Genomic DNA, 21730 nt, shown 5'->3' with positions numbered 1-21730 from the left:
TCCCTCAGCGCCATGGCCGCTCATACGCACCCAGGGTGCTTTGCTGGCCCTCGGCCCAGCGCGCCAGCTCGGCGCTCCAGGCGGGTGCCACGGCATAACGCGCATCCGACGCGGCCATGTCGATGGCCTGGCGCCAGACCTTGGTGACGCCCGCCACATAGCTGGGGCTGCGCTGGCGGCCCTCGATCTTGATGGCCTTGACGCCCGCCTCGATCAGCTGCGGCAGCAGTGCCAGCGTATTCAGGCTGGTGGGCTCTTCCAGCGCGTAGTCGCGCTCGCCCTCCACCAGGAAGCGGCCCTTGCACAGGGTCGGGTAGCCGCGCGGCTCCTGCGGGGCGTAGCGGTCGATCAGCACGCCGGAAAGGCGCGCATCCACGCCCTGCGGCCCCTCCAGCCATTGCACCGCCGCGGGTGGCGAGCACACGCCGGCGGTGTTGGGCGACTGGCCGGTGACGTAGGACGAGAGCGCGCAGCGCCCCTCCACCATCACGCACAGGCTGCCGAAGCCGAACACCTCGATCTCCACCCCGGTGTGGCGTATCACATGCTGGACCTGGCTGAGCGTGAGCACGCGCGGCAGCACGGCGCGCTGGATGCCGTAGCGCTCGCGGTAGAACTCGATCGCCTCGTAGCTGGTGGCCGAGGCCTGCACCGAGAGATGCAGGCGCAGCTCGGGATGGTGCGCGCGCGCATAGGCCAGCACCGCGCTGTCGGCCACGATCAGGGCATCTGCGCCGAGTTCGGCGGCGCGGTCGACGGCGCGGCGCCAGGGCCCGTCATCGCGCGCATCGGCATAGGTGTTGAGCGCCATCAGCACCTGGCGGCCGCGCGCATGGGCATAGCTCACGCCCTCGCGCACCTGGGCGTCGTCGAAGTTCAGGCCGGCGAAATTGCGCGCGTTGGTGGCGTCCTTCAGCCCGAGGTAGACGGCGTCGGCCCCGGCATCGATGGCCAGGGTGAGGGCACGCAGCGAGCCGGCGGGGCAGACGAGGTCGGGCTTGGGGTGGGGTGCGGGCGAGGCCATGAATCACAGATAGTCGCCGCGGGGCGGCAAGGCTGTGAAATCTAGGCGCATGCCCGCGGCATGGTTTTGTGCTGTCTCAACAGCCCGACTTGCTCGCGATCAAGCGCGCCGTCACTGCCCGCTGAACAGGCCCCGTTCGCTGGCCCACACCGCCACCTGCACACGCGAGCTGAGGTCCAGCTTGCGCAGGATGTGCTGCACATGGATCTTCACGGTGGTCTCGGCGATGTCGAGGGTGCGCGCGATCTCCTTGTTGCTGGCGCCGCGCGCGATCTCGCGCAGGATGTCCTGCTCGCGCGGCGAGAGCGTACCGAGGGCGGCGTCGCGCTCGGCCTGGCTGGTGGCCGCCGCACCCGCCGTCGGCGCCGCCACGCTGGCCTTGAAGGCGCGCACCAGCTTGTGCGTCATCTCGGGGCTGACCACCGATTCGCCGCGCACCGCGCGCCGTATCGCCGCGGCGAGCTCCTGGCCGTCGATGGTCTTGAGCAGATAGCCCACCGCACCGGCGCGCAGCGCGGCGGCCAGGTCTTCCTCGTCCTCGCTGACGGTCAACATGATGAAGCGCGTCTCGGGTGCGGCCTCCAGCAGGCCCGGCAGCAGATCGACGCCGCGCACGCCCGGCATGTGGTTGTCCAGCAGCATCACGTCGGGCCTGAGCGTGGCCACATGGCGCAGCGCCTCGCTGCCGTCGCTGGCCTCGCCCACCACGTCCAAGCCCTCCTCATGGGCCAGCAGGGCGGTGAGGCCGCGGCGGAACAGGCTGTGGTCGTCGACCACCATGACGCGGATCTTCTCCTCGGGCAGCTTGCTCATGCGCTTTCTCGTTGCGGTTCATGCGTGTCGGCCTGGCGCTCCTGGCGCGGCGGCAACAGCAGGGTGACCTGGGTGCCCTGGCCGGCCGAACTGCGGATCTCCAGGCGCGCGCCGATGCGGGCGGCGCGCTCGCGCATGATATGCAGGCCCACATGGGTTTCATCGGCGGCGTCGCCGCTCTGGTCGAAGCCGGCGCCATCGTCCCAGACCTCGAAGCGCCATTGCGGCCCCTGCAGCACGCGCAGCTCGACGCTGCGCGCACCGGCATGCTTGCGCACGTTCGAGAGCGCTTCCTGCACGATGTGCAGCACCTGGATCTGCTCGTCGGGCGGCAAGGGCACGCCCTGGCCGGTGACCACCAGGCGCGCCGTCAGCCCGCTCTGCAGCTCGAACTTGGAGAGCGTGGTGCGCAGCGCATGCTCGATGTCCTCATGGCCGGCGCGGGTGCGGAAGTGCAGCAGCAGCTCGCGCACATCGGCATAGCTCTCGCGCACGCCGGCATCGATCTCGCCCAGGGTGCGCTCCACCTCCTCGGCGCGCTGCTTGGCCAGCGCGCTGCGCAGCAGCTGCACCTGGATCTTCAGAAAGGCGAGCGACTGCGCGATCGAATCGTGCAGCTCCTGGGCCAGCAGATTGCGCTCCTCGCTGATCGCCATCTCGCGGTCGCGCGCCGCCAGCCGCAGGTTCTCCAGCTGCGAGGCCACCTGGCCCACCAGGGCATCGAGCAGATGCCGCTCGGCCTCGGGGATGGGGCGCTCGCCGTAGAAGAACAGCTCCACCTCGCCATGGGTGCGCTGCTGGGTGCGCATGGGGATGGCGACCACGGTCTGGTAGCCGGCCGCCTCGCAATGCCGCAGCGTGCGCGGGCCCAGCTGACGGATCGGGATGACGCGCGCACCGGGCGCCGTTTCGAGATGCTCGCCGCAGGCGCATTCGCCCACGCGCACGCAATGCTCGGCATCGCGCATCTGCTGCGGCAGGCGCACCTGGCCCAGCAGCAGCAGGCGCTCGCCGTCCTCGGTGGCCAGGCGCACGGCGGCGGCGTCGGCACCGGCGATGCGGCAGATCTTCTGCGCAAAGCTCTGCGCCAGCTCTTCCATGCTGTCGTGGTTCTGCGCCGCCAGCAGGGCCACGTCGTAGAGCGCGGCCAGGCGCTCGTTCTGCTGCGCCAGATTGGCGGTCTTGGCCGCCACCTTGGCCTCCAGGCCCGCATAGGAGCGCTGCAGGGCGTCGGCCATCTGGTTGAAGCCCTGGGCCAGGCTGGAAAACTCCTCGACCGAATTACGCTCGTCGATGCGCTGCGAGAAGTCGCGCGCCGCCATGGTGGCCAGGCCGTCGCGCAGGCGCTGCAGCGGCCGCACGATCCACATCAGCGTGCCCGAGACGAACACCACCGAGGCGGCCGCCACCAACACGACGAGGCCGAAGCACAGCCCGCCCAGCAGCGCGGTGCGGGTGGCGATGGCATGCTCGATGGCCGAGACGAAGCTGTCCACCGTGGTGACGAACCGGTCGGCCTGCTGGCGCAGCGCCGGCCCGCCCTGCTCCGCCAGCAGCTTGGCACGCAGCGGCTGCCAGGCGCGTTCGACCTCGGCAAAGCGCTCGATGCAGGCCTGGTTGTCGGGGATGAAGAGCGGGCGCGAGGGGTCGCCCTCGCGCAGATTGCGCACCATCGCGTCGAAGGCCGCGACGCCATCGGGCAACTCGGCCTGGCCGCCGGTCTCATGCGCCAGCGTCAGCCGGTAGGTCATCATGCGCATGCGCCCGGCCTCGTTGATCGCGCCGGCGCCGCCCTCCAACTGCCAGGAAACCCATAGCGTGAAGGCGATCGAGGCCAGAGCCACCGTCAGAAAGGTGGTCTGGATCAGGGCGAGCTTACCCGCCAGGCTGCGTAGGAGCTTGCGCATGGCGACACCCTAAGGTGCCGCCCCGGGTCAGAGCTTGATGAAGATCAAGCCGGCCTCAGTTGGAGGCGGCAGATGCCGGTGCCGCGGCGCTGGCGGCATCCGCGGCCGGGGTGGCGGCCGGGGCCGAAGCCTCGGCGTGCGGCGCCGAGACATCATGCTTCTCGCCACCCATGTCGATATTGCCGCCACTCTTGGTCAGCACGAAGAGCGCCAGGGCGGCAAAGATCACGAAGGCGACGAGCAATTTCCACATGTCAGAGTTCCTGGCAAAGATTCGATGCCGCATTCTGGCCGGGCTTGCTGACGCCGGGCTGAGCGCGGCGTCCTGTCCCTTCAAACAGCACTAAGGTGCCGGAGCGGGGTCGGGGCTGGCCGGGCAATCTATCGCGCGATTGGCGTTGCTGCTGATGCAGCGCTGATGCAGGGTGGTCGCCAGGCCGCTCACAGTGGGGCATGAACCGCTGGTGGTGATGTAATAGTTCTGTTGATCCAGCGACTCCCGCACGTTGGTGTAGGCCTGGAAGTTGCGTTGGTTGTCGCTGAGCCCATTCGTGGCCGCGTACTGGAACCGGCAGACCAGATAGTTGCTACCCGAAGCCATGCCGGTCAGGAGTACCTTGCCGGCCCAGGGATCAGTCGTAGCGGCTACCCGCATCACGCACAGATAGTATTTGTAGCCGGCGATGAAGGCTCCGGGCGTATTCTGGTTTTCCGCGTTGCCGAAGCTGCAATCCGCCGCGCCATGCGATGTCGTTCCCGAGAGTCCGCTGAAATTGAGCCCGGTGACGGCCGAATTTGAACCTGACACATAACCCGCCAGGATATAGGCCGGGTAGTTTTCGCAGCTCTCCGCCTCGGCCGCCGTGGAGGGCATGGAACCACAGCGCCGCACAACATAGCCCGAGTCATTGCTGAACACGATCACAAAATTACCCAACGGCACCGCGCTCTTACCCTCCCCCAGGTCGGTCGCGGCAATCGGAATGTTCAGATTGCGGTTCTTCGGGCGCTTGATATTGCCGTTTCCTGGCAGCGGAAAGCCCAGCGCACCCGACAAGGCCGGATCGGTCTTGGCAATGTAAGAGTTGAGCGTCACGCTCTTGGTTTCGCCGGCCCGATCGACCCAAGAAACCGCCACCTGGATGGTGCGCTGCGCATCGGCATTGCTGCCGCCCATGGTGACCTGCCGCGTAAAGGTCACGTTGGAGCCCGTCGCGATCTCATCGGGGGCGCTCGCAAGCGAATCCCAGGCCGCCTTGCCCGCACCGGCTTCGATCGAATTGAAGGCACGCAGTTCCTCGATCTTTTCCTGCGCCAGCCTGGTTGCTTCGCTGCGCTGGCGCGCCAGATCGGCATTGCGCGACATCACCATCTGCATGCCCGCCAGGCCCAGCATGCTGAACGCCATGATCAGCAGCGCCACCATGGCCTCGATCAGGGTGAAGCCGCGTTGTCTGCCCATGGTCCGAAGCCGGTAGGTATTTGTCGTCGTCAGCATCATGAGGATCTCCACTTACCAGTCGCGCCAACTACCGGGCACACGCACGATGGTGCCGTTGTTTGCATTCAGGTTGTTCAGCACATTCGGGTCGTATGCCGCCGTGCCATTGCCATTGTTCGAATAGGCCGCACAGCTGACGATGGCGCCATGGATATTGGCCGCACCCGTGCCGAGGTTGTTGTAATCGGCCGAATTGGAAAACACCATGCCATAGAGATCCCAGTTCCCGTTCACCTTCAACGCATTGGGCGTCACGAACACCACCGGATCCGCCACCGTCCCCAAAGTGCCGTTACCGCTCAACTGCACGTCGGAGGTGAAATAGAAGGCGCGCTTGCCCTGGTCGTAGGCGGTGCTCAACTTGTTGCTGCAATCGCTGGCACTGCTGCAGGACAGCACCGTGGTGGTCGGCGCCGTTCTGAACTCATCCATGGTGGTACCGAAGTAGGCATTGAACATGCGGGAATTGCTGCAGGTCGGGTCGGCGCTGGCCAGATCTGCCAGCGACTTGTCGGAACCGACCAGCGCATTGGCCGCGGGTTGGCCGGGGATGGTCGTCAGCGAGGTGCCCGGGCTGGTGGTGATGGTCGTGCCGGCATTGACCAGCACGCCGTTGGTTTCCACATCGTTGTTGACGATGTTGTAAGAGCCACCAATGGCACAAGAAGTTCCGCAGGTGATGGGCCCGGCGGGTTTGCCCGGCAGCAGGGGGCTGGCCTTGAGCACCGCCCTGACCATGGCACTCGCGTCGGCGCTGCCCGTCTGCCCCGCCTGGCAGGCAGCGGACTGGGCCGTGCACCCATAGGAAGTAATCTGTACCGCGCCCGACTGACCCGCAAGGGCCTCGAACACGACCGTGAAGCTAGGTTCGCTGGCGTTGCCTAGGCTGGCATTGCCGCTGGTCGGGCAGCTGCAGGTCCAGGCGCCGCCACTGCGCTTGCAACCCGCGGTCACACCGGCCAGAGGCGTGAACGTGGTGCCGCTGGGCGCCAGGTAACGCTTTCTGAAGCTGCTACCCGAACTGGTGGGCACGCAGGCCGGGTCTATTTCCCTGGGGGTATTGAGCATGCCCAGCGCCCACTCCATGCCGCCCTCGGCCAGTTCCATGGCCTCGGTCGAACGAATCTGGTTGGCCGCGGTGCGCTGCTCAAAAATGACATTGCGGTTCAGATAGAACACGATCAATGACATGCTGAGCATCAGGGTCAGGGTGACCACCAGGGTGCCGACGCCGCGCTGCCGCGCATTCGATGCTGGATGTTGCTGCTTCATGCTTACTGTCCTCACGCCCCGCTTAGGCCGGGCATTTGCCCGACATTTCATCGTTGCGAAGCCGTACGCTGGTGCGCAGCGTGCGGACCACGGTGCTGTCCAGCACCGAGCGCCCCGTCAGCACCAGGTCGTAGCGGCGCACCTTGACCTCGGGGCAACCGGCTGAGCCCGGGGAGCAATTCGTCGGGCAGCGGTAACCAAGCGGAATGGTGTCCGGGCTGGCGTCGTTCAGGCTCAGCGAGGTGATGGTGGTGTAGTTTGGATCGTTGAGTTTTTTCCAGGTACCGTTGCTGGTCTGCATTTCGACCGTGCCATCGTCAGCATTGCGCCTGAAGCCGAAAGTCTCGGCATCGCTTTTCGCATCATCCTCGGCGCCGCGAGAAAAGGAATAGACGATTTGTCCATCCGTCGGCGAACTGGCGGGCGCCACCGACGCATAGGGGTTGGACGCAGCAGCAGCGGCGGCGCCGACGGCAAGCGTGCCGTTGATGGCGTTGCCCCAATAACCCGCACGGCGCAGGTCGCGTGTGATCAGATCGGCGATATTGCGCAGATCCTGCTCCACACGGGCATTTGCCACCACGCGCCGACTCTGCGAGACATTGCTCGCGAACAGCGATATCGCACCAGCCGTCACCATCAGGCCCACCGTCAGCCCCACCATCAGCTCGACCAGGGAAATGCCACGCTCAAGCCGTGCCCCCCGGCGTCTTGACGATCGCGACGTCATCGTCATGTTCAGCATGGCTTGATCCTCCCCATGAACGAGCCTTCGGCGATGCAGGTGGTCACGCGCCCGACCTCGTCCACCGCCAGCGTCAGCTTTGCGGTGGTGCCGGATACCGTGACATCAATGCTGCCCGTGGCAGCGGCACTGCCGCGCAGGCTTTCAAACCGGATCGTGACGCCCTGGGACAGGCTGGCTCCACTGGGCAGGTCCACGGTCTTCAGCACGATCCCGCTGGTGAGCCCCTTCAGCCTATAGGAACTGCCGTCCGCGCTGCTCACCAAGGTGACATCCTCGCGGCGCCGGATGGACTCGGAGCGGGCGTACTGCAGATCGGTACCCAGCTCATTGGCCACGCCTTCGATGCGCAACCGCCTGAACAGATCCACTGCGCCCGGCACGGCCACAGCCATCAGGATCGCGACCACGACCAAGGTCACCATCAGTTCGACGAGGGTCATCCCGCAGTTGGTGGCGGCGCGGTGCATCAGCGGCTCCAGCAGGCAGGCTGCGCGTAGTTGGCGGCGCCAGCGGTCACCGTCAGTGCCAGCGTGGCACAGCCGCTGTCGGAGGCCTGGCTGCCCAGACCGGTGAAGGTCAGGGTATAGCCGGTTGCGTCGACACTCGACAGCGCAAAGGAGTAGTAGCCCCCGACCGTGGGTGAACTGATATTGAGCTGGGCCAGCGTGGCGTAGCTGCTGTTTTCGCTGCGCCAACGCTCCTGGGCCTGCATGACCCGCGCTGCCGTATCGACAGCGTCGCTGCGATGACCTCTGCGCACAAACGACTGGTACGAAGGTATGGCCACCGCGGCCAGAACGCCGACTACCACCACAGTGATCATCAACTCGATCAAGGTGAAGCCGGCGTGCCGCCGTTTGAGGGTAGAACAGTGAATCATCCGCAAGGCCCGGTTGGAGTGAATCTTCGACTCGACGGATGAATTGTCGGCGGCCTCGCGCCAGACGGGCGTGCATACGGCACAACTCAGGTCGGCCAAGCGACAAATGGCCGGCTCGCCGCGATGAGCGGTTCCCGGCACGGGGGCGCAGGCAAACGAACGCGCCTAGAGCTCACGCCACGAGAAAGGGCTCCTTGCGGAGCCCTTTTCGGTTGGCTGCAGTCGCGCTGCAGTCAGGTCGACATCAGTCGTGCGCGTAGATGTCCACGTCCTTGGTCTCACGCACAAACAGCAGGCCGATCACCAGGGTCATGGCGGCCACGCCGATGGGGTACCAGAGACCGTGGTAGATGTTGCCGTTCTGCGCCACCATCGCGAAGGTGATGGAGGGCAGCAGGCCACCGAACCAGCCATTGCCGATGTGGTACGGCAGGCTCATCGAGGTGTAGCGGATGCGGGTCGGGAACAGCTCCACCAGCATCGCCGCAATCGGGCCGTAGACCATCGTCACGTACAACACCAGCACGAACAGAATCGCGATCACCATCGGCTGGTTCACCTTGGCCGGATCGGCCTTGGCGGGGTAGCCGGCGGCCTTCATCGCGTCGCCCAGTTCCTTCTTGAAGGCGGCGATGCCCTTGGCGCTGGCCTCATCGAACTTGTGACCGCCTGCGGCCACGCTCGCGTTCAGACCAGTGATCTGCTTGTCGCCGACCTTGACGACGGCCACGCTGCCGGCCGCGCCGGGCAGGGTTTCGTAGCTGGCCGAAGACAGTGCCAGGGCACGCTTGGCGATGTCGCAGGAGCTGGTGAAGTCCACCTCACGGGCAATCGGGCTGCCCTGGAAGGAGCAGGTGCTCATGTCCACCGTCAGCGAGATCTGCGCGGAGGCTTGCGCCTTGGCCAGGTCCGGGTTGGCGGCGTTGGTGAGTGCCTTGAACAGCGGGAAGTAGGTCACGCAGGCCAGCAGCAGGCCGGCCATGATGATGGGCTTGCGGCCGATCTTGTCAGACAGCGTGCCGAACACCACGAAGAAGGGCGTGCCCAGCAGCAGCGAGACCGCCACCATGATGTTGGCGGTGGACGAATCCACCTTCAACACGCTGGTCAGGAAGAACAGCGCATAGAACTGGCCCGAATACCAGACCACGCCCTGGCCGGCCACCAGGCCGAACAGCGCCAGCGCCACGATCTTCAGGTTCTTCCACTGGCCGAAGGACTCGGACAGCGGTGCCTTGGAGGTCTTGCCCTCGCTCTTCATCTTCTGGAAGGCGGGCGATTCGTTCATCGACAGACGAATCCAGACGCTGATGGCCAGCAGCAGGATCGAGACGATGAAGGGCACGCGCCAGCCCCACTCGGCGAAGGCCTGCTCACCGATCATGGTGCGGGTGCCCAGAATCACCATCAGCGACAGGAACAGACCCAGCGTCGCGGTGGTCTGGATCCAGGAGGTGTAGGCACCGCGCTTGCCCTGCGGGGCATGCTCGGCCACATAGGTGGCGGCGCCACCATACTCGCCGCCCAGCGCCAGGCCCTGCAGCATGCGCAGGCCGATCAGGATCACCGGGGCGGCCGATCCGATGGTGGCATAGGACGGCAGCACACCCACGATAAAGGTCGACAGACCCATGATCAGGATGGTCACCAGGAAGGTGTACTTGCGACCGATCATGTCGCCCAGGCGGCCGAACACCAGTGCGCCGAAGGGGCGCACGATGAAGCCCGCGGCAAAGGCCAGCAGCGAGGCGATGAAGGCCGCCTGCGGGTCCAGACCCGAGAAGAACTGCTTGGCGATGATCGGCGCCAGCGAACCGTAGAGGTAGAAGTCGTACCACTCGAACACCGTGCCGAGGGAAGAGGCGAAGATGACCTTCTTCTCTTCCGCCGTCATCGGCGTGTTGGTCGACACTGCAGTAGCAGTTGCCATGTGAGAAGTCTCCAGTAGAAGCGTCGTGGAGAACCACCGCCCGGTGATCCTTGGGGGCGACTGTGAGCCCCTCCTCTGACCCGTCTCTGACGCGAGACTGAACGCTGGCTGACGAAACCCGCAGCAACCCTAGGCCACTGTTTCTCCATGCGAAATTTGAGCCCCATCAAGGGTAAGCACCGAGCGCACCGCGATGCGCCGCGGCGGCTCAGGCCCAAGCTTGCTCGAGGCGGCGCCGCGGCATCAGCTCGCCCGCGGCCCAGGCCAGCAGGGCCAGGCCGGCGTAGACCGGCGCGCCGCTCAGCAGCGGATCCAGCGGGGTCAGGCCTTGCCAGCCCAGCAGCAGCCACAGCATGGCCACGCTCTCGCCCAGGTGCGGGCCGCCACTCCAGGCGCCCAGGCTGATCAGCAGGGCCGGCAGGAACAGGCAGGCGGCCGCGGTGGCCAGCAGCAGCTCCCAGCGCCCCGCCGCCAGCATTGCCAGGCCGGCACCGCCGCACAGCGCGAGGCACAGCAACACGCCCGCAGCGAACAGCGCCAGCCGCTGGCTGCGGCCGCCGCAGGCGCTGCTGCCCAGCAGCGCGCCGGCGTCATGGGCGGGCGCACGGCCACCCGCCGGCGCCAGCATCAGCGCCGCCCAGGCCAGGCTGGCCAGCAGCAGATCATGCTGGGCGCGCGCACCCGTCAGCAAGGCGCCGGCCACCATCAGCGCGAGCGCGCCGGCCTGCCACCAGCGCGGCTGGCGCAGCAACAGGCGCAGCTCCGCCCACAGCAGCGGCCCGAAGCGCCGCAAGCCCGGCGGCAGGCGCAGCACCTGGCGCAGGCGGCCGGCACCGCGCGGCTCGGCCTCGGCCAGCTCCGCCAGCGGTTCGGCCGCCGGCATGCGCCGGCCACGCGCGACATAGGCGGCATGAAAGCAGGCCGCCAGCCCCAGCAAGCCGGCCGCGGGCAGCACGAAGGCCCATTGCGTCAGCACCTGGCGAGCGGTCCAGGCCATGCCGTTCCATTGGAAGACGCCCTGTTGGCGCAGCTGCGTGGCGCTGGTGAAGCCCGAGCCCAGGGTGTAGCCGGGCAGCTTCTCCTGCGGCACCTGGCTCAGCAGCGCAGCGCGCATATCCGGCACCAGCACCGAGATGCCCAAGGGCTCGGCCGCGCCGCGCTCGCTGCGCAGCACCGCCTGGCTCATCAGCACGCCCAGCAACAGGACGACCACGCCATTGCCCAGCGCGCCGCGCATCCAGGGCAGGCTCTCGAACACCAGGCTGAGCGCCGCCAGCAGCATCAGCAGCGGCAGGCTCAACACCAGGAAGGGGCCCAGCAGTGCCGTGGCCGCCTGCCAGGGGCCGGCCATCGCCACCTGCGCCAGCCCCGCCGGCGGCAGGAACTGCTGCAGCACCGCCATCGCCAGCATCACCAGGAGCATGCTCAGCAGCAACAGCAGATGGCTGAGCCATTTGCCCAGCATGTAGCGCAGCGCGCCGAGGCCGGTGCTGCCGAGGATCTGGTCCATGCCCGAACGCGCGTCGCGCTGCACGCCGCCCTTGATCAGGAAGTAGCCGAACAAGCTCATCATGGTGTTGAAGACCAGCGCCATCTGCGCGCCCACCCAGGCCGCGTTGTGGGCGCCGCGGTAGCCGCCCACGGCCAGCATCATGTCGCCGCGCAGCACCAGGCCGGCCAGCGCGCCGCACAGCAGCAGCGCCAGCACAAAGCCGCGGCCGCGGCTGCGCTCGCGCAAGTCCGCCAAGGCCACCGGCCAGATCGGCGCCAGCCAGCGCAGCGCCCCGCTCATGCGGCCTCCGCCTGGGCAGCACGCGGGCGCGTGGCCCACAGATAGGCGTCTTCCAGATTCGGCTCGGCGGCGCGCGCATCGATGTGCGGCGCCACCGGGCTCAGCACGCGCAGCTGCATGCCCTGCGGGCGCTTGAGCATGCCCGCCACCAGCCAGCGCTGGCGCAGCGCCTCCACGTCCTTGAAAGGCACGGTCCACAGCCACACCTGGCCCTGCAGCGCAAAGGCCAGCGAATCGGCCGAGTCGCGCGCGATCAGGCGGCCGCCGGCCATCATCAGGATGTCTTCGGCGGTGGCCTCAAGGTCGGAGACGATGTGGGTGGAGAGCAGGATGATGCGGTCCTGCGCCAGCTCGGCCAGCAAGTGGCGGAAGGCCGCCCGCTCGGCCAGGTCGAGCCCGATGGTGGGCTCGTCCAGGATCAGCAGCTCGGGGTCGTTCAACAGCGCCTGGGCGATGCCGACGCGCTGGCGCATGCCGCCCGAATAGCCGCCCAAGGCCTGCTTGGCGCAATGCTGCAGATTCAGCAGCGCGATCAGGTCGTCGATGCGCGCCCTGGCGCTGCGCGGCGACAGGCCCTTGGCCGCGGCCAGATAGCCAAGGAACTCGATCGCATTGAGCTGCGGGTAGACGCCGAAGTCCTGCGGCAGATAGCCCAGCCGCTCGCGCAAGACCTGACCCCAGTGCAGGCCGCCGGTGGGCACGCGCTCGCCCTTCCAGCAGATCTCGCCGGCGCTGGGCGTGCTGAGCGTGGCCAGCATGCGCAGCAGCGTCGACTTGCCGGCGCCGTTGGGCCCCAGGATGCCGGTGATGCCCGGCTGCAGCAAGGCGCTGAATTCGCGCAGCCCCCAGAAGCCGCCGGCGTACTGCTTGCCGAGGCCCTTCAGCTCCAGGCTGGGCGGGCATTGTTGCGATGGTGTTGGCGTGGCCGACATGATGGCTCCCGAACGATGTGGAAGCCATGCTAGGAACTCGGCGCCGGGGCGTCGCGCGCCTTGCGACCAATTGCGCAGCGCCCGGCATGCGCTGCAGAGAGCCCCGCTTCAGCCGCGCTGCACCCCGGGCGGCGCCGCGCCGGCCGCCTCCCAGGCGCCGCCGTCGAACCAGGCATCCCCCTGCAGGCAGGCCGCCACCATGGGCAGCGCGTCCAGCCCCCAGAACAGCCGGCCCTCGAGCTCCAGCGTGGGCACGCCGAACACGCCCGCCGCCAGCGCCGCATCGGTGGCGCCGCGCAGCGCCTGCTTGACCGGCTCGCCCTCGGGGTCCTGCACCAGGGCCAGGTCTTGCGTCAGGTCGGCCAGGCGCTGCGGCTCGTTGGGGTCGGCGCCGGCGCCGCGCCAGACATGGCGGAAGATGCGCTCCACCGCCAGCCGGCTCGGCGTGCGGCCCGGCTCGGCGCTGGCCCAGGCCAGGCGCAGCAGGGCCAGCGGATTGAAGGGATGCGGGGTCGGCAGCTGCATCGGAATCTGCAGCTGGTGCGCGTGCCAGGCGATCTGGCGATAGGTCCAGGCGCGCTTGGCCGGGATCTCCGCCGGCCCCTTCTGGCCGCCGGCCTTGAGCAGCGCGGCGAACAGGATTGGCACGTAATCGACGCTGTAGCTCTGGCCCGCCAGCGCCTCGGGCAGGCGCTCGAAGGCCAGCGCCGCATAGGGCGAGATCGGGTCGAAATAGAAACGGATGTGCTTCATAGGCTGCTCAGATGCTGGGTTCGGCGGCGGTGTAGATGCCCTGCTCCACCAGCAGCGCGCGGCGCGGCGGCAGCGCGGCGAGGATGGCCAGGCGGCTGGCGTCGTCGGCGCGCGACCAGGCGGCGATCTCGGCGATGGTGCGCGCGCAGCCCTCGCAAAAGCCGCTCGCCTCGTGCATGCGGCAGACATTGGTGCAGGGCGAGGCGACGCGTGCGGGGGTATCGCTCATGCCTGCACCACATCGATGACCGGCGCGCCGGTGAGCTGCACCAGCTCGTCCGGGCGCATGCGGAACACGCCATTGGGATGACCGGCGGCGGCCCAGATCAGCTCGAAGCGGAACAGCTCGCGGTCGATGAACAGCAGCGGCGGCGCGGCATCGCCCGTCGGCGCAAAGCCCAGCGGCGAGACGCCGCCGATCGAGAAACCGGTGCGCGCCTTCACGTAGTCGGCATCGGCGCGGCCCAGCGGGCCGGTCAGCTCCTTGAGCTTTTTCTCGTCCACGCGCCTGTCACCCGAGGCGATCACCAGCACCGCCTGCTCGTCGACCTTGCGGCGGAACACCACGCTCTTGGCAATCTGGCCCAGGCTCACGCCCAGCGCGTCGGCGGCCTCCTGCGAGGTGCGGGCCGCCACCTCCAGCCACAGCGGTGCATGGCCATGCTGGCGATCACGCAGCGCCGCGCTGACGCGTTGAAAACCTTCGGGACGGATACTGATATTCGGATCTTGCATGGACGGCATTCTGGCAGGCCTGGACGGCCCCTGCCGGCGTCGGGCCAAGGCAGAATCGGCCCATGCAAGACGACGAGATTGCCCGGCACCTGGAACAGGCGCGCAAATCCGGCGAACTGCGCCAGGCGGAGCATTTTGGCAAGCCGCTGGACGAGGACGCCGGCTATCTGGCCACACCGGATGGCCTGCGCATGCCCTTCAAGATCCTCAAGAACGCCGGCTTCGTGCCGCCCGAGGTCGAGCGCATGCGCGAGCGCGCCGCGCTGGCGGCAGGCCTGCAGGCCTGCGCGGACCCGCTGGAACGCCAAGCGCTGCAGCAGCGCTTGAGCGAACTCGAACAGGCCATCGCGCTGCGGCTGGAGAGCCTCAGGCGCAACGCCACGCTCTAGGCACTCAGCGAGGCCCTGTCAACGCCCAGAAAGGCGAGCAGATTGCCATGCGCGATATTGCGCCGCTTGTCCGGCGCCAAGCCGGCAGCGAAATGCTCGTAGCGCGCGCGCACCTCGCCGAGGCTGTATTCGGGCCAGTCGCTGCCCACGCAGATGCGGCGGTCGAAGTGCCGGAACAAGTAGGCAAGGTCTGCATCGACCGAGCTGCCCTGGAACTTCATCAGCGTCAGCGAAAGGTCGAGCAGCAGCCGCGGGTTGTGTCGCACCAGCTGCGCATAGCGCAGCACCGACACGTCACCGCCATGAACCAGCACCACCTTGGTCTGCGGCGCCTCGCGCAGCAGACCCACCATTGTGAAGAAGGGATCCTCGTCGGGGTACTGCTCCAGCCCGCAATGCTGGTAGGTGCAGAAGAACACCACCAATCCGACATCTCCGGCGGCACGCAGCAGCGGGGCCAGGCTGTCCAGGCGCCGGGTCAGGCCGGAAAAGCGCGGGTGCAGCTTGATGCCTCGAAAACCCATCGCCCGCAACGCCCGCAACGCCTCGAGCGAGCCGTCGCACGCCGGGTCGCAGCCCGCGATCGGAATCATGCCCGGATACGCGCGGCAGGCCTCGATGAAGCCCCGATGGCTGTAGCCCTCCACGCCTGCCAGTCCGATTGCGCAAGCGCCAAGATAGGGCTGGGCTTGCAGCTCACCCGCCAGCGCGGCGAAGCTGGCATCGCGCCCCTGGCCCAGCCAGCCCGAAGACAAGGTCGGATGTGCCAGCGAATCGAGCAGCTCGTCATCAATCATGTGCGCCCTCCTGGGTCGTGATTTGCAAGCGGGCCAGTGCGGCATCGGCCGCCGCCGCGGCCTCGACCGGCGACGCGGCGCAGCAAATGAGATGGCCGCAACGCGCGGCGGCGTCCGTCAATGGCGGCACCAGATCGCCGGGCTGGCGGTAGAGATCCAGGCATTGCAGGCCGGCCTGCCCACGGGCCTCGGCCAGGCCCTCGATGGCCAGCACGCGTCCGGGCGCCGCCGTCATGAAACGGACGGCGGCAGCCGAACTGGCGCGCTGCGGGCGAAGATCAGGCGACTGTCCCATGGCGACCTGCAGGGCCGCGCGCACCAGATCAATGCCGGTCGACAGCGGCACCAGATCGCTGGTGATGAAGCCCCCGCCCAGGCGCGCACCGCTTTCCATCATCATCGGCCCGGCCGCGCCCAAGCGCATCTCATGGTGGCCCGCCGCCTGGTCAATGCCCAGCGCACGGATCGCCGCCAGCGCGGTGGCAGCAAGCCGCCCCTGCGCTTGCGTGTCGAGGCTGCTGGGCTGCTGATGGCCCAGCTCTACGAAATGTGGCGCACCACTCGTGAGCTTGTCGGTGATTGCCAGGACCCGGCTTTGCCCCTGCCAGGTCAATGTCTCGACCGAGAACTCGGGGCCATCGACGCAGTCTTCCACCAGCACGCCATCGGCCCGCGTGTGGGCCTGGGCATGCGCGTAGGCAAGCCGCAGGCGCTCGACATCGGCCCCGGCAGGGACGCGGCTGATGCCGCGCCCGCCCTGACTCAGCATCGGCTTCAAGACCACGTCACCGCCCAGTTCCCGTGCGCAAGCGATCGCCTCGGCGGCGTTGTGCGCCGGCAGGCAGCGCGGCCCGGGCACACCGTGCCGGGCAAATGCTTCGCGCATGCGCGCTTTGTGGGTGGCATTGCGGACGGCGTCCACGCTCGGGCCTGGCAGCGCCAAGGCCGCGCAAAGTGCCGCCAGGGTTGGCATGGGGTAATCCGCGGCCATGGTGAAAACGCCCTGCACGCGGTGGCGCTGCGCCACCTCCAGGGCTCGCTGCTGGTGAGCCAGGTCAAAGCTGTAGCGATGCTGCGCCATGGCCAGGCCGGGTGCCGCGGGATTGGGATCCACGCCCACCACGGTCAACCCCAGTTCGCGGGCGGCGCGATAGGCCGCCAACTGCCCGCGCCCGGCACCGAGCAGCAAGACGCTCATGCCTCCTCCGATGCGGGCCGGCCCTGGCGCAGCCCGGCCAGCACCAGTTGCGTGATCAGCGTTCCGGCGGCCTCGTAGTCGCCCTCGTCCAGCCTGGACTTGCCGAGCAGGATCGCGAACTGAGGCGCCAGATCGGCATAGGCCTGGGTGCTGGACCAGACCGTGAACATCAGATGCCGGTAGTCCAGCACCTTGATCCGGCCCTCGCGCGCCCAGCGCTCGAAGGTCTGCACATCCGCGTTCAGCGCCGGCAAGACCTGACCCTCGATCGCATCGCGAAAGCGCGGCGCGCCGGCCATCACCTCGCGCGCAAACACCTGCGAGCCGGCCGCGCGCTCGCGCGAGAAGCGCAGTTTGGCGGCGATGTAGTCGCGCAGCGCGGCCTCCGGGTCGGTACCGCCGACGATGCCGGCCATGCGCTCCAGCCACTCCTTCAGCACCTCGTCGAGCACCACGCGGTAGAGCGCCTCCTTGCTGGGGTAGTAGTAAAGCAGGTTGTGGCGCGAGAGGCCCAGGGCCGCCGCAATGTTCTCGAGCGAGGCACCTTCGAAGCCGTATTGCGCAAACTGGCGCTCGGCCTCGGCACGGATCTGGGACTCTTTTTGCAGACGCGCGGCGCGCGGTGCGGCCGGGTTCTTGGCGATGGGCTTGAGCTCGGGCTTGGGAGAGGTGGCGGGCACGTTTCTGGGCATGGCGCGGATTATCAGAGTGCATGCCCGCCCCGGCGTGGTGCTACGGGAATCTACCAGCTGGTTAGTTTTTACCAGTTGGTAAATCATTCCTCATGGCTGCCGCGATTGGCGGCCCGCCACGACCAGGGAGAACCCATGGACCAGCGATCCGCCAGCGCAGATGGCATCCAGGCCGCGCGCCTCAGCGAGGCCGAATATGCGCACAACTTCGCCGACGCGCACCCGCCGCTGACGCGCCACCAGGCCCTCATCGAGGCCGAGCGCTGCTACTACTGCTTTGATGCGCCCTGCACCACCGCCTGCCCCACCGGCATCGACATTCCCAGCTTCATCGCCCGCATCGCACAGGGCAACGAGCGCGGCGCGGCCGAGGCGATCCTGAGCGCGAATCCGCTCGGCGGCATGTGCGCCCGCGTCTGCCCCACCGAGGTCCTGTGCGAGCAGGGCTGCGTGCGCCATGGCAACGAGAGCAAGCCGGTGGAGATCGGCCTGCTGCAGCGCTATGCCACCGATGCCTTCTTCGCCAAACCCGTTTCTGCGCAAAACCCACCACTCTTTACCCGCGCCGCTGCCACCGGCAAGCGCGTGGCGGTGGTGGGCGCCGGGCCCGCCGGCCTGGCCGCCGCCCATGGCCTGGCGCGCGCCGGCCATGAGGTGACGCTGCTGGAGGCGCGGCCCAAGCTGGGTGGCCTGAACGAATACGGCCTGGCCAGCTACAAGACCACCGATGGCTTCGCACAGAAGGAAGTGGAGTGGCTGCTGTCCATCGGCGGCATCGGCGTGCAGTGCGGCCAGGCCCTGGGCCGGGACTTCAGCCTGCAAGACCTGACCCTGCAGTACGACGCGGTGTTCCTGGGCCTGGGCCTCGCGGGCGTGAATGCGCTGGGCGTGGCCGAGCCGGCCCTGCATGGCCTGCGCGACGCGGTCGAGTTCATTGCCGAACTGCGACAGGCGGCCCGCCCCAGCGAGGTGGCGGTGGGCCAGCGCGTGCTCGTCATCGGCGGCGGCATGACGGCGGTGGACGCCGCGGTGCAGAGCCGGCTGCTGGGCGCGCGCGAGGTCAGCATCGTGTACCGCCGCGGCCAGCCGCAGATGGGGGCCTCGGCGCATGAGCAGCAATGGGCGCAGACCAATGGCGTGGCGCTGCGCACCTGGGCGCGGCCGCTGCAGGTGCTGGGCAGCGAGGGGCGCGTCACCGGCATGCGCTTCGCCGTCACCGCCGAGCGCGACGGCCAGCTGGTGGACACGGGCGAACAGTTCGAACTGCAGGCCGATATGGTGCTCAAGGCCATCGGGCAGAAGCTCATTGGTGATCCGCTCTCGCCCACCATCGAAGTGCAGAACGGCCGCGTCAAGACCGATGAGGCCGGCCGCACCAGCCATCCCAAGGTCTGGGCCGGCGGCGATTGCCGCCTGGGCGGGCGCGATCTCACGGTCGAAGCCGTGGAGCACGGCAAGCTGGCCGCGATCTCCATCGATCAATTCCTGAGGGCTTGAGCCATGGCTGACATCCGCAGCAATTTCCTGGGCATCCAGAGCCCCAATCCCTTCTGGCTGGCCTCGGCCCCGCCCACCGACAAGGAGATCAACGTCACGCGCGCCTTCGAGGCGGGCTGGGGCGGCGTGGTCTGGAAGACCCTGGGCGAGGATCCACCGGTGGTGAACGTCAGTGGCCCGCGCTATGCCACGCTGATGAGTCAGGATCGGCGCGTCATCGGCCTCAACAACATCGAGCTCATCACCGACCGGCCGCTGCGCACCAATCTGGATGAGATCCGGCGCGTCAAGCGCGCCTGGCCGGACCGCGCCATGATCGTCTCGCTGATGGTGCCCTGCACCGAGGCCAGCTGGAAAGCCATCCTGCCGCTGGTGGAAGACACCGGCGCCGACGGCATCGAACTCAACTTCGGTTGCCCGCATGGCATGAGCGAGCGCGGCATGGGCTCGGCGGTGGGCCAGGTGCCCGAGTACATCCAGATGGTCACGGCCTGGTGCAAGCAGTACACAAAGCTGCCGGTGATCGTCAAGCTCACCCCGAACATCACCGACGTGCGCCAGCCGGCGCGCGCGGCCAGGGCCGGCGGCGCGGATGCGGTCTCGCTCATCAACACCATCAACTCGGTGATGGGCGTGGACCTGGACCGCATGCTGATGAACCCCAGCACCGACGGCTGGGGTTCGCACGGCGGCTATTGCGGCCCGGCCGTGAAGCCGATCGCGCAGAACATGGTGGCCGAGATCGCGCGCGACCCCGCCACCGCCGGGCTGCCGATCTCGGGTATCGGCGGCATCAGCAACTGGCGCGATGCGGCCGAGTTCATCGCGCTGGGCTGCGGCACGGTGCAGGTCTGCACCGCCGCCATGGTCTACGGCTTCAAGATCGTGCAGGACATGTGCTCGGGCCTCTCCAACTTCATGGACGAGAAGGGCTACCGCAATCTCGACGCGATGATGGGGCTGGCCGTGCCCTCGGTGAAGAACTGGAACCAGCTCAACCTCAACCACGTGGAAAAGGCCGTCATCAACCAGGACAGCTGCATCCAGTGCGGGCGTTGCCATGTGGTGTGCGAGGACACCTCGCACCAGGCCATCACGGCGATGGATAAAGAGGGCCGGCGCTACTTCGAAGTGATGGAAGACGAGTGCGTGGGCTGCAATCTCTGCGTCTCGATCTGCCCGGTGCCCGACACCATCACGATGCGCGCGCTGAAGCCCGGCGAGATCGACGCGCGCACTGGCGAGCCGGTACGCGCGGGCTATGCCAACTGGACTTCGCATCCCAACAACCCGATGCGGGCAGCCACCTGACAGGGTTATCCACATGGCGCCTCCAGGCGCCTGGGCACAGAGTTTGCTCACCCTGAACATCCCCGAGAACGGAGTCGACAGCATGGTTGAACGCAGCAGCGAGTTGTGGAACGAGGACCTGGCACCCACCAGCGCCGCCCAGCGCACCTGGCGCTGGTACCACTTTGCGGCCCTGTGGGTAGGCATGGTGATGTGCATCCCTGCCTACACGCTGGCGGCCAGCCTGATCGAGTCCGGCATGAGCTGGAACCAGGCGGTGCTGACGGTGTTCCTCGGCAATCTGATCGTGCTGGTGCCCATGCTCTTGATCGGCCATGCGGGTGCCAAGTACGGCATCCCCTATGCGGTGCTGGCACGCGCCTCCTTCGGCACCAGCGGCGCCAAGCTGCCTGCCCTGTTGCGCGCGCTCGTGGCCTGCGGCTGGTATGGCATCCAGACCTGGTTTGGCGGCATGATGATCTACACCCTGGCGGGTGTGCTGATCGGCCATCCGCTGGAGGGCGACAAGCTGCCCGGCCTGGGCATCAACCTGGCGCAGTTCGGCTGCTTCCTGGCCTTCTGGGCGATCCAGTTCTACTACGTGGTGCATGGCATCGACGCGATCCGCAAGCTCGAGACCTATACCGCGCCAGTCAAGATCCTCATCTGCTTCGTTCTGCTCTACTGGGCCTATGAAAAAGCGGGCGGCTTTGGGCCCATACTCGAGCAGCCCTCGGCCTTTGTGGAAGGCGGCAAGAAGGCCGGCCAGTTCTCAGCCGTGTTCTGGCCCTCGCTGACCGCCATGGTGGGATTCTGGGCCACGCTGGCGCTCAACATCCCCGACTTCACGCGCTTCGCCAAGTCGCAGCAGGACCAGATCGTCGGCCAGGCCATCGGCCTGCCGGCGCCGATGGGCCTGCTGGCCGCGCTGGCGGTATTCGTGACCTCGGCCACGGTGGTGATCTACGGCAAGGCGATCTGGGACCCGGTGGACCTGGCCAGCCGCATGAGCGGCGCGGCGGTGCTGATCGCGCTGATCGTGCTGCTGATCGACACGGTGAGCGTCAATCTGGCCGCCAATCTGGTCGGCCCCGCCTACGACTTCTCGGCGCTGGCGCCCAAGGCCATCAGCTACAAGACCGGCGGCTATATCACCGCCAGCCTGGCCATCCTGATGATGCCCTGGAAGATCCTGGAATCCACCCAGGGCTATATCTTCACCTGGCTGATCGGCTACTCGGCCCTGCTGGGGCCGGTGGCGGGCATCCTCATCGTCGACTACTACCTGCTGCGCAAGACCCGGCTGGACGTGGCCCAGCTCTACCAGGAGCGCGGCGCCTACGGCTACACAAACGGCTGGAACTGGGCCGCGGTGGCCGCCTTCGTGCTGGGCGTGCTGCCCAATGTGCCGGGCTTTCTGAACGCCGCCTTCCCGGCCGCCTTCCCCGAGGTGGCGGACATCTTCAAACAGGTCTATACCTATGCCTGGTTCATTGGTCTGGGCATCGCGGCCTTGGTGTATCGCCTGGCGATGGCGGGCAAGGTCAACGAACAAGGGCTGGCGCTCAAGCGCGCCTGAG

At 67.7% G+C, this 21730-nt stretch carries 22 protein-coding genes; 4 read left to right on the top strand and 18 right to left on the bottom strand.

Annotation, left to right across the window (positions count from 1 at the left end; all coding sequences use genetic code 11):
* Positions 1-4: 4 nt before the first annotated feature.
* The 15 genes from ubiU to PFX98_RS16945 all read right to left on the bottom strand — a co-directional run bounded on the left by ubiU (position 5) and on the right by PFX98_RS16945 (position 14287).
* Positions 5-1024, bottom strand: a complete 1020-nt coding sequence (gene ubiU, locus PFX98_RS17015) for a ubiquinone anaerobic biosynthesis protein UbiU (protein ID WP_285231678.1) — start codon at positions 1022-1024, stop codon at positions 5-7.
* A 111-nt stretch (positions 1025-1135) separates the two neighbouring features.
* On the bottom strand, positions 1136-1837 hold the full coding sequence (locus tag PFX98_RS17010; RefSeq protein ID WP_285231677.1) for a response regulator: 702 nt from the start codon (positions 1835-1837) through the stop codon (positions 1136-1138).
* Positions 1834-3744: a type IV pili methyl-accepting chemotaxis transducer N-terminal domain-containing protein gene (locus PFX98_RS17005; RefSeq protein WP_285231676.1), complete on the bottom strand. Its 1911-nt coding sequence runs from the start codon at positions 3742-3744 to the stop codon at positions 1834-1836. Before PFX98_RS17005 ends, PFX98_RS17010 begins: the two co-directional genes overlap by 4 nt.
* Positions 3745-3799: 55 nt before the next feature.
* Positions 3800-3997 carry a hypothetical protein gene (locus PFX98_RS17000; RefSeq protein ID WP_285231675.1) on the bottom strand — a complete coding sequence of 66 codons (198 nt, stop codon included), beginning with the start codon at positions 3995-3997 and terminating at the stop codon, positions 3800-3802.
* A 90-nt stretch (positions 3998-4087) separates the two neighbouring features.
* Complete coding sequence (locus PFX98_RS16995; RefSeq protein ID WP_285231674.1) at positions 4088-5245, bottom strand: type IV pilus modification PilV family protein; 1158 nt, start codon at positions 5243-5245, stop codon at positions 4088-4090.
* 12 nt (positions 5246-5257) lie between these two features.
* The gene (locus PFX98_RS16990; RefSeq protein WP_285231673.1) at positions 5258-6517 is read right to left on the bottom strand and encodes a pilus assembly PilX family protein; all 1260 of its coding nucleotides are present in this window, start codon (positions 6515-6517) and stop codon (positions 5258-5260) included.
* Between the two features lie 22 nt (positions 6518-6539).
* Positions 6540-7262: a PilW family protein gene (locus PFX98_RS16985; RefSeq protein ID WP_285231672.1), complete on the bottom strand. Its 723-nt coding sequence runs from the start codon at positions 7260-7262 to the stop codon at positions 6540-6542.
* Positions 7256-7732 carry a GspH/FimT family pseudopilin gene (locus PFX98_RS16980; RefSeq protein ID WP_285231671.1) on the bottom strand — a complete coding sequence of 159 codons (477 nt, stop codon included), beginning with the start codon at positions 7730-7732 and terminating at the stop codon, positions 7256-7258. Before PFX98_RS16980 ends, PFX98_RS16985 begins: the two co-directional genes overlap by 7 nt.
* Complete coding sequence (locus PFX98_RS16975; RefSeq protein WP_285231670.1) at positions 7732-8244, bottom strand: type IV pilin protein; 513 nt, start codon at positions 8242-8244, stop codon at positions 7732-7734. The genes PFX98_RS16980 and PFX98_RS16975 overlap by 1 nt, the downstream gene beginning before the upstream one ends.
* A gap of 145 nt (positions 8245-8389) precedes the next feature.
* Complete coding sequence (locus tag PFX98_RS16970) at positions 8390-10075, bottom strand: MFS transporter (RefSeq protein ID WP_285231669.1); 1686 nt, start codon at positions 10073-10075, stop codon at positions 8390-8392.
* Positions 10076-10283: 208 nt separating this feature from the next.
* Positions 10284-11867, bottom strand: coding sequence for a hypothetical protein (locus PFX98_RS16965; protein WP_285231668.1), 1584 nt, complete (start codon positions 11865-11867; stop codon positions 10284-10286).
* Positions 11864-12799 (bottom strand): ATP-binding cassette domain-containing protein, encoded by a 936-nt coding sequence (locus PFX98_RS16960; protein ID WP_285231667.1) that lies wholly within the window; start codon positions 12797-12799, stop codon positions 11864-11866. The genes PFX98_RS16965 and PFX98_RS16960 overlap by 4 nt, the downstream gene beginning before the upstream one ends.
* A 108-nt stretch (positions 12800-12907) precedes the next feature.
* Positions 12908-13552, bottom strand: coding sequence for a 2-hydroxychromene-2-carboxylate isomerase (locus PFX98_RS16955; RefSeq protein WP_285231666.1), 645 nt, complete (start codon positions 13550-13552; stop codon positions 12908-12910).
* A gap of 7 nt (positions 13553-13559) precedes the next feature.
* Positions 13560-13781 carry a DUF1289 domain-containing protein gene (locus PFX98_RS16950; RefSeq protein ID WP_285231665.1) on the bottom strand — a complete coding sequence of 74 codons (222 nt, stop codon included), beginning with the start codon at positions 13779-13781 and terminating at the stop codon, positions 13560-13562.
* On the bottom strand, positions 13778-14287 hold the full coding sequence (locus tag PFX98_RS16945) for a YbaK/EbsC family protein (RefSeq protein WP_285231664.1): 510 nt from the start codon (positions 14285-14287) through the stop codon (positions 13778-13780). Before PFX98_RS16945 ends, PFX98_RS16950 begins: the two co-directional genes overlap by 4 nt.
* A gap of 62 nt (positions 14288-14349) precedes the next feature.
* Between PFX98_RS16945 and PFX98_RS16940 the strand changes: the two genes are divergently transcribed.
* Positions 14350-14676: a DnaJ family domain-containing protein gene (locus PFX98_RS16940; RefSeq protein ID WP_285231663.1), complete on the top strand. Its 327-nt coding sequence runs from the start codon at positions 14350-14352 to the stop codon at positions 14674-14676.
* Here PFX98_RS16940 and PFX98_RS16935 read toward each other — a convergent pair.
* The 3 genes from PFX98_RS16935 to PFX98_RS16925 are packed head-to-tail and all read right to left on the bottom strand — an operon-like array spanning position 14673 to position 17363.
* A complete protein-coding gene (locus PFX98_RS16935; RefSeq protein ID WP_285231662.1) occupies positions 14673-15473 on the bottom strand; it encodes an amidohydrolase family protein in 801 nt (266 codons plus the stop codon). The two genes, PFX98_RS16940 and PFX98_RS16935, sit on opposite strands and share 4 nt — an antisense overlap.
* Positions 15466-16671: an ATP-grasp domain-containing protein gene (locus PFX98_RS16930; RefSeq protein ID WP_285231661.1), complete on the bottom strand. Its 1206-nt coding sequence runs from the start codon at positions 16669-16671 to the stop codon at positions 15466-15468. The genes PFX98_RS16935 and PFX98_RS16930 overlap by 8 nt, the downstream gene beginning before the upstream one ends.
* Positions 16668-17363, bottom strand: coding sequence for a TetR/AcrR family transcriptional regulator (locus PFX98_RS16925; RefSeq protein WP_285231660.1), 696 nt, complete (start codon positions 17361-17363; stop codon positions 16668-16670). Before PFX98_RS16925 ends, PFX98_RS16930 begins: the two co-directional genes overlap by 4 nt.
* 135 nt (positions 17364-17498) lie before the next feature.
* Here PFX98_RS16925 and PFX98_RS16920 point away from each other — a divergent pair, with 135 nt between their 5' ends.
* The 3 genes from PFX98_RS16920 (at position 17499) to PFX98_RS16910 (ending at position 21729) form a co-directional block, all read left to right on the top strand.
* Positions 17499-18860 (top strand): NAD(P)-dependent oxidoreductase, encoded by a 1362-nt coding sequence (locus tag PFX98_RS16920; protein WP_285231659.1) that lies wholly within the window; start codon positions 17499-17501, stop codon positions 18858-18860.
* A 3-nt stretch (positions 18861-18863) separates the two neighbouring features.
* A complete protein-coding gene (gene preA, locus PFX98_RS16915; RefSeq protein ID WP_285231658.1) occupies positions 18864-20171 on the top strand; it encodes an NAD-dependent dihydropyrimidine dehydrogenase subunit PreA in 1308 nt (435 codons plus the stop codon).
* Between the two features lie 82 nt (positions 20172-20253).
* Positions 20254-21729 (top strand): NCS1 family nucleobase:cation symporter-1, encoded by a 1476-nt coding sequence (locus PFX98_RS16910; protein WP_285231657.1) that lies wholly within the window; start codon positions 20254-20256, stop codon positions 21727-21729.
* Position 21730 lies beyond the last annotated feature (1 nt).

The organism is Paucibacter sediminis (genome assembly GCF_030254645.1).
Taxonomy (GTDB): Bacteria; Pseudomonadota; Gammaproteobacteria; order Burkholderiales; family Burkholderiaceae_C; genus Paucibacter_B; species Paucibacter_B sediminis.
The sequence above is the reverse complement of the archived record's forward strand: the minus strand, read 5'-3'. Positions and strand labels throughout refer to the sequence as shown.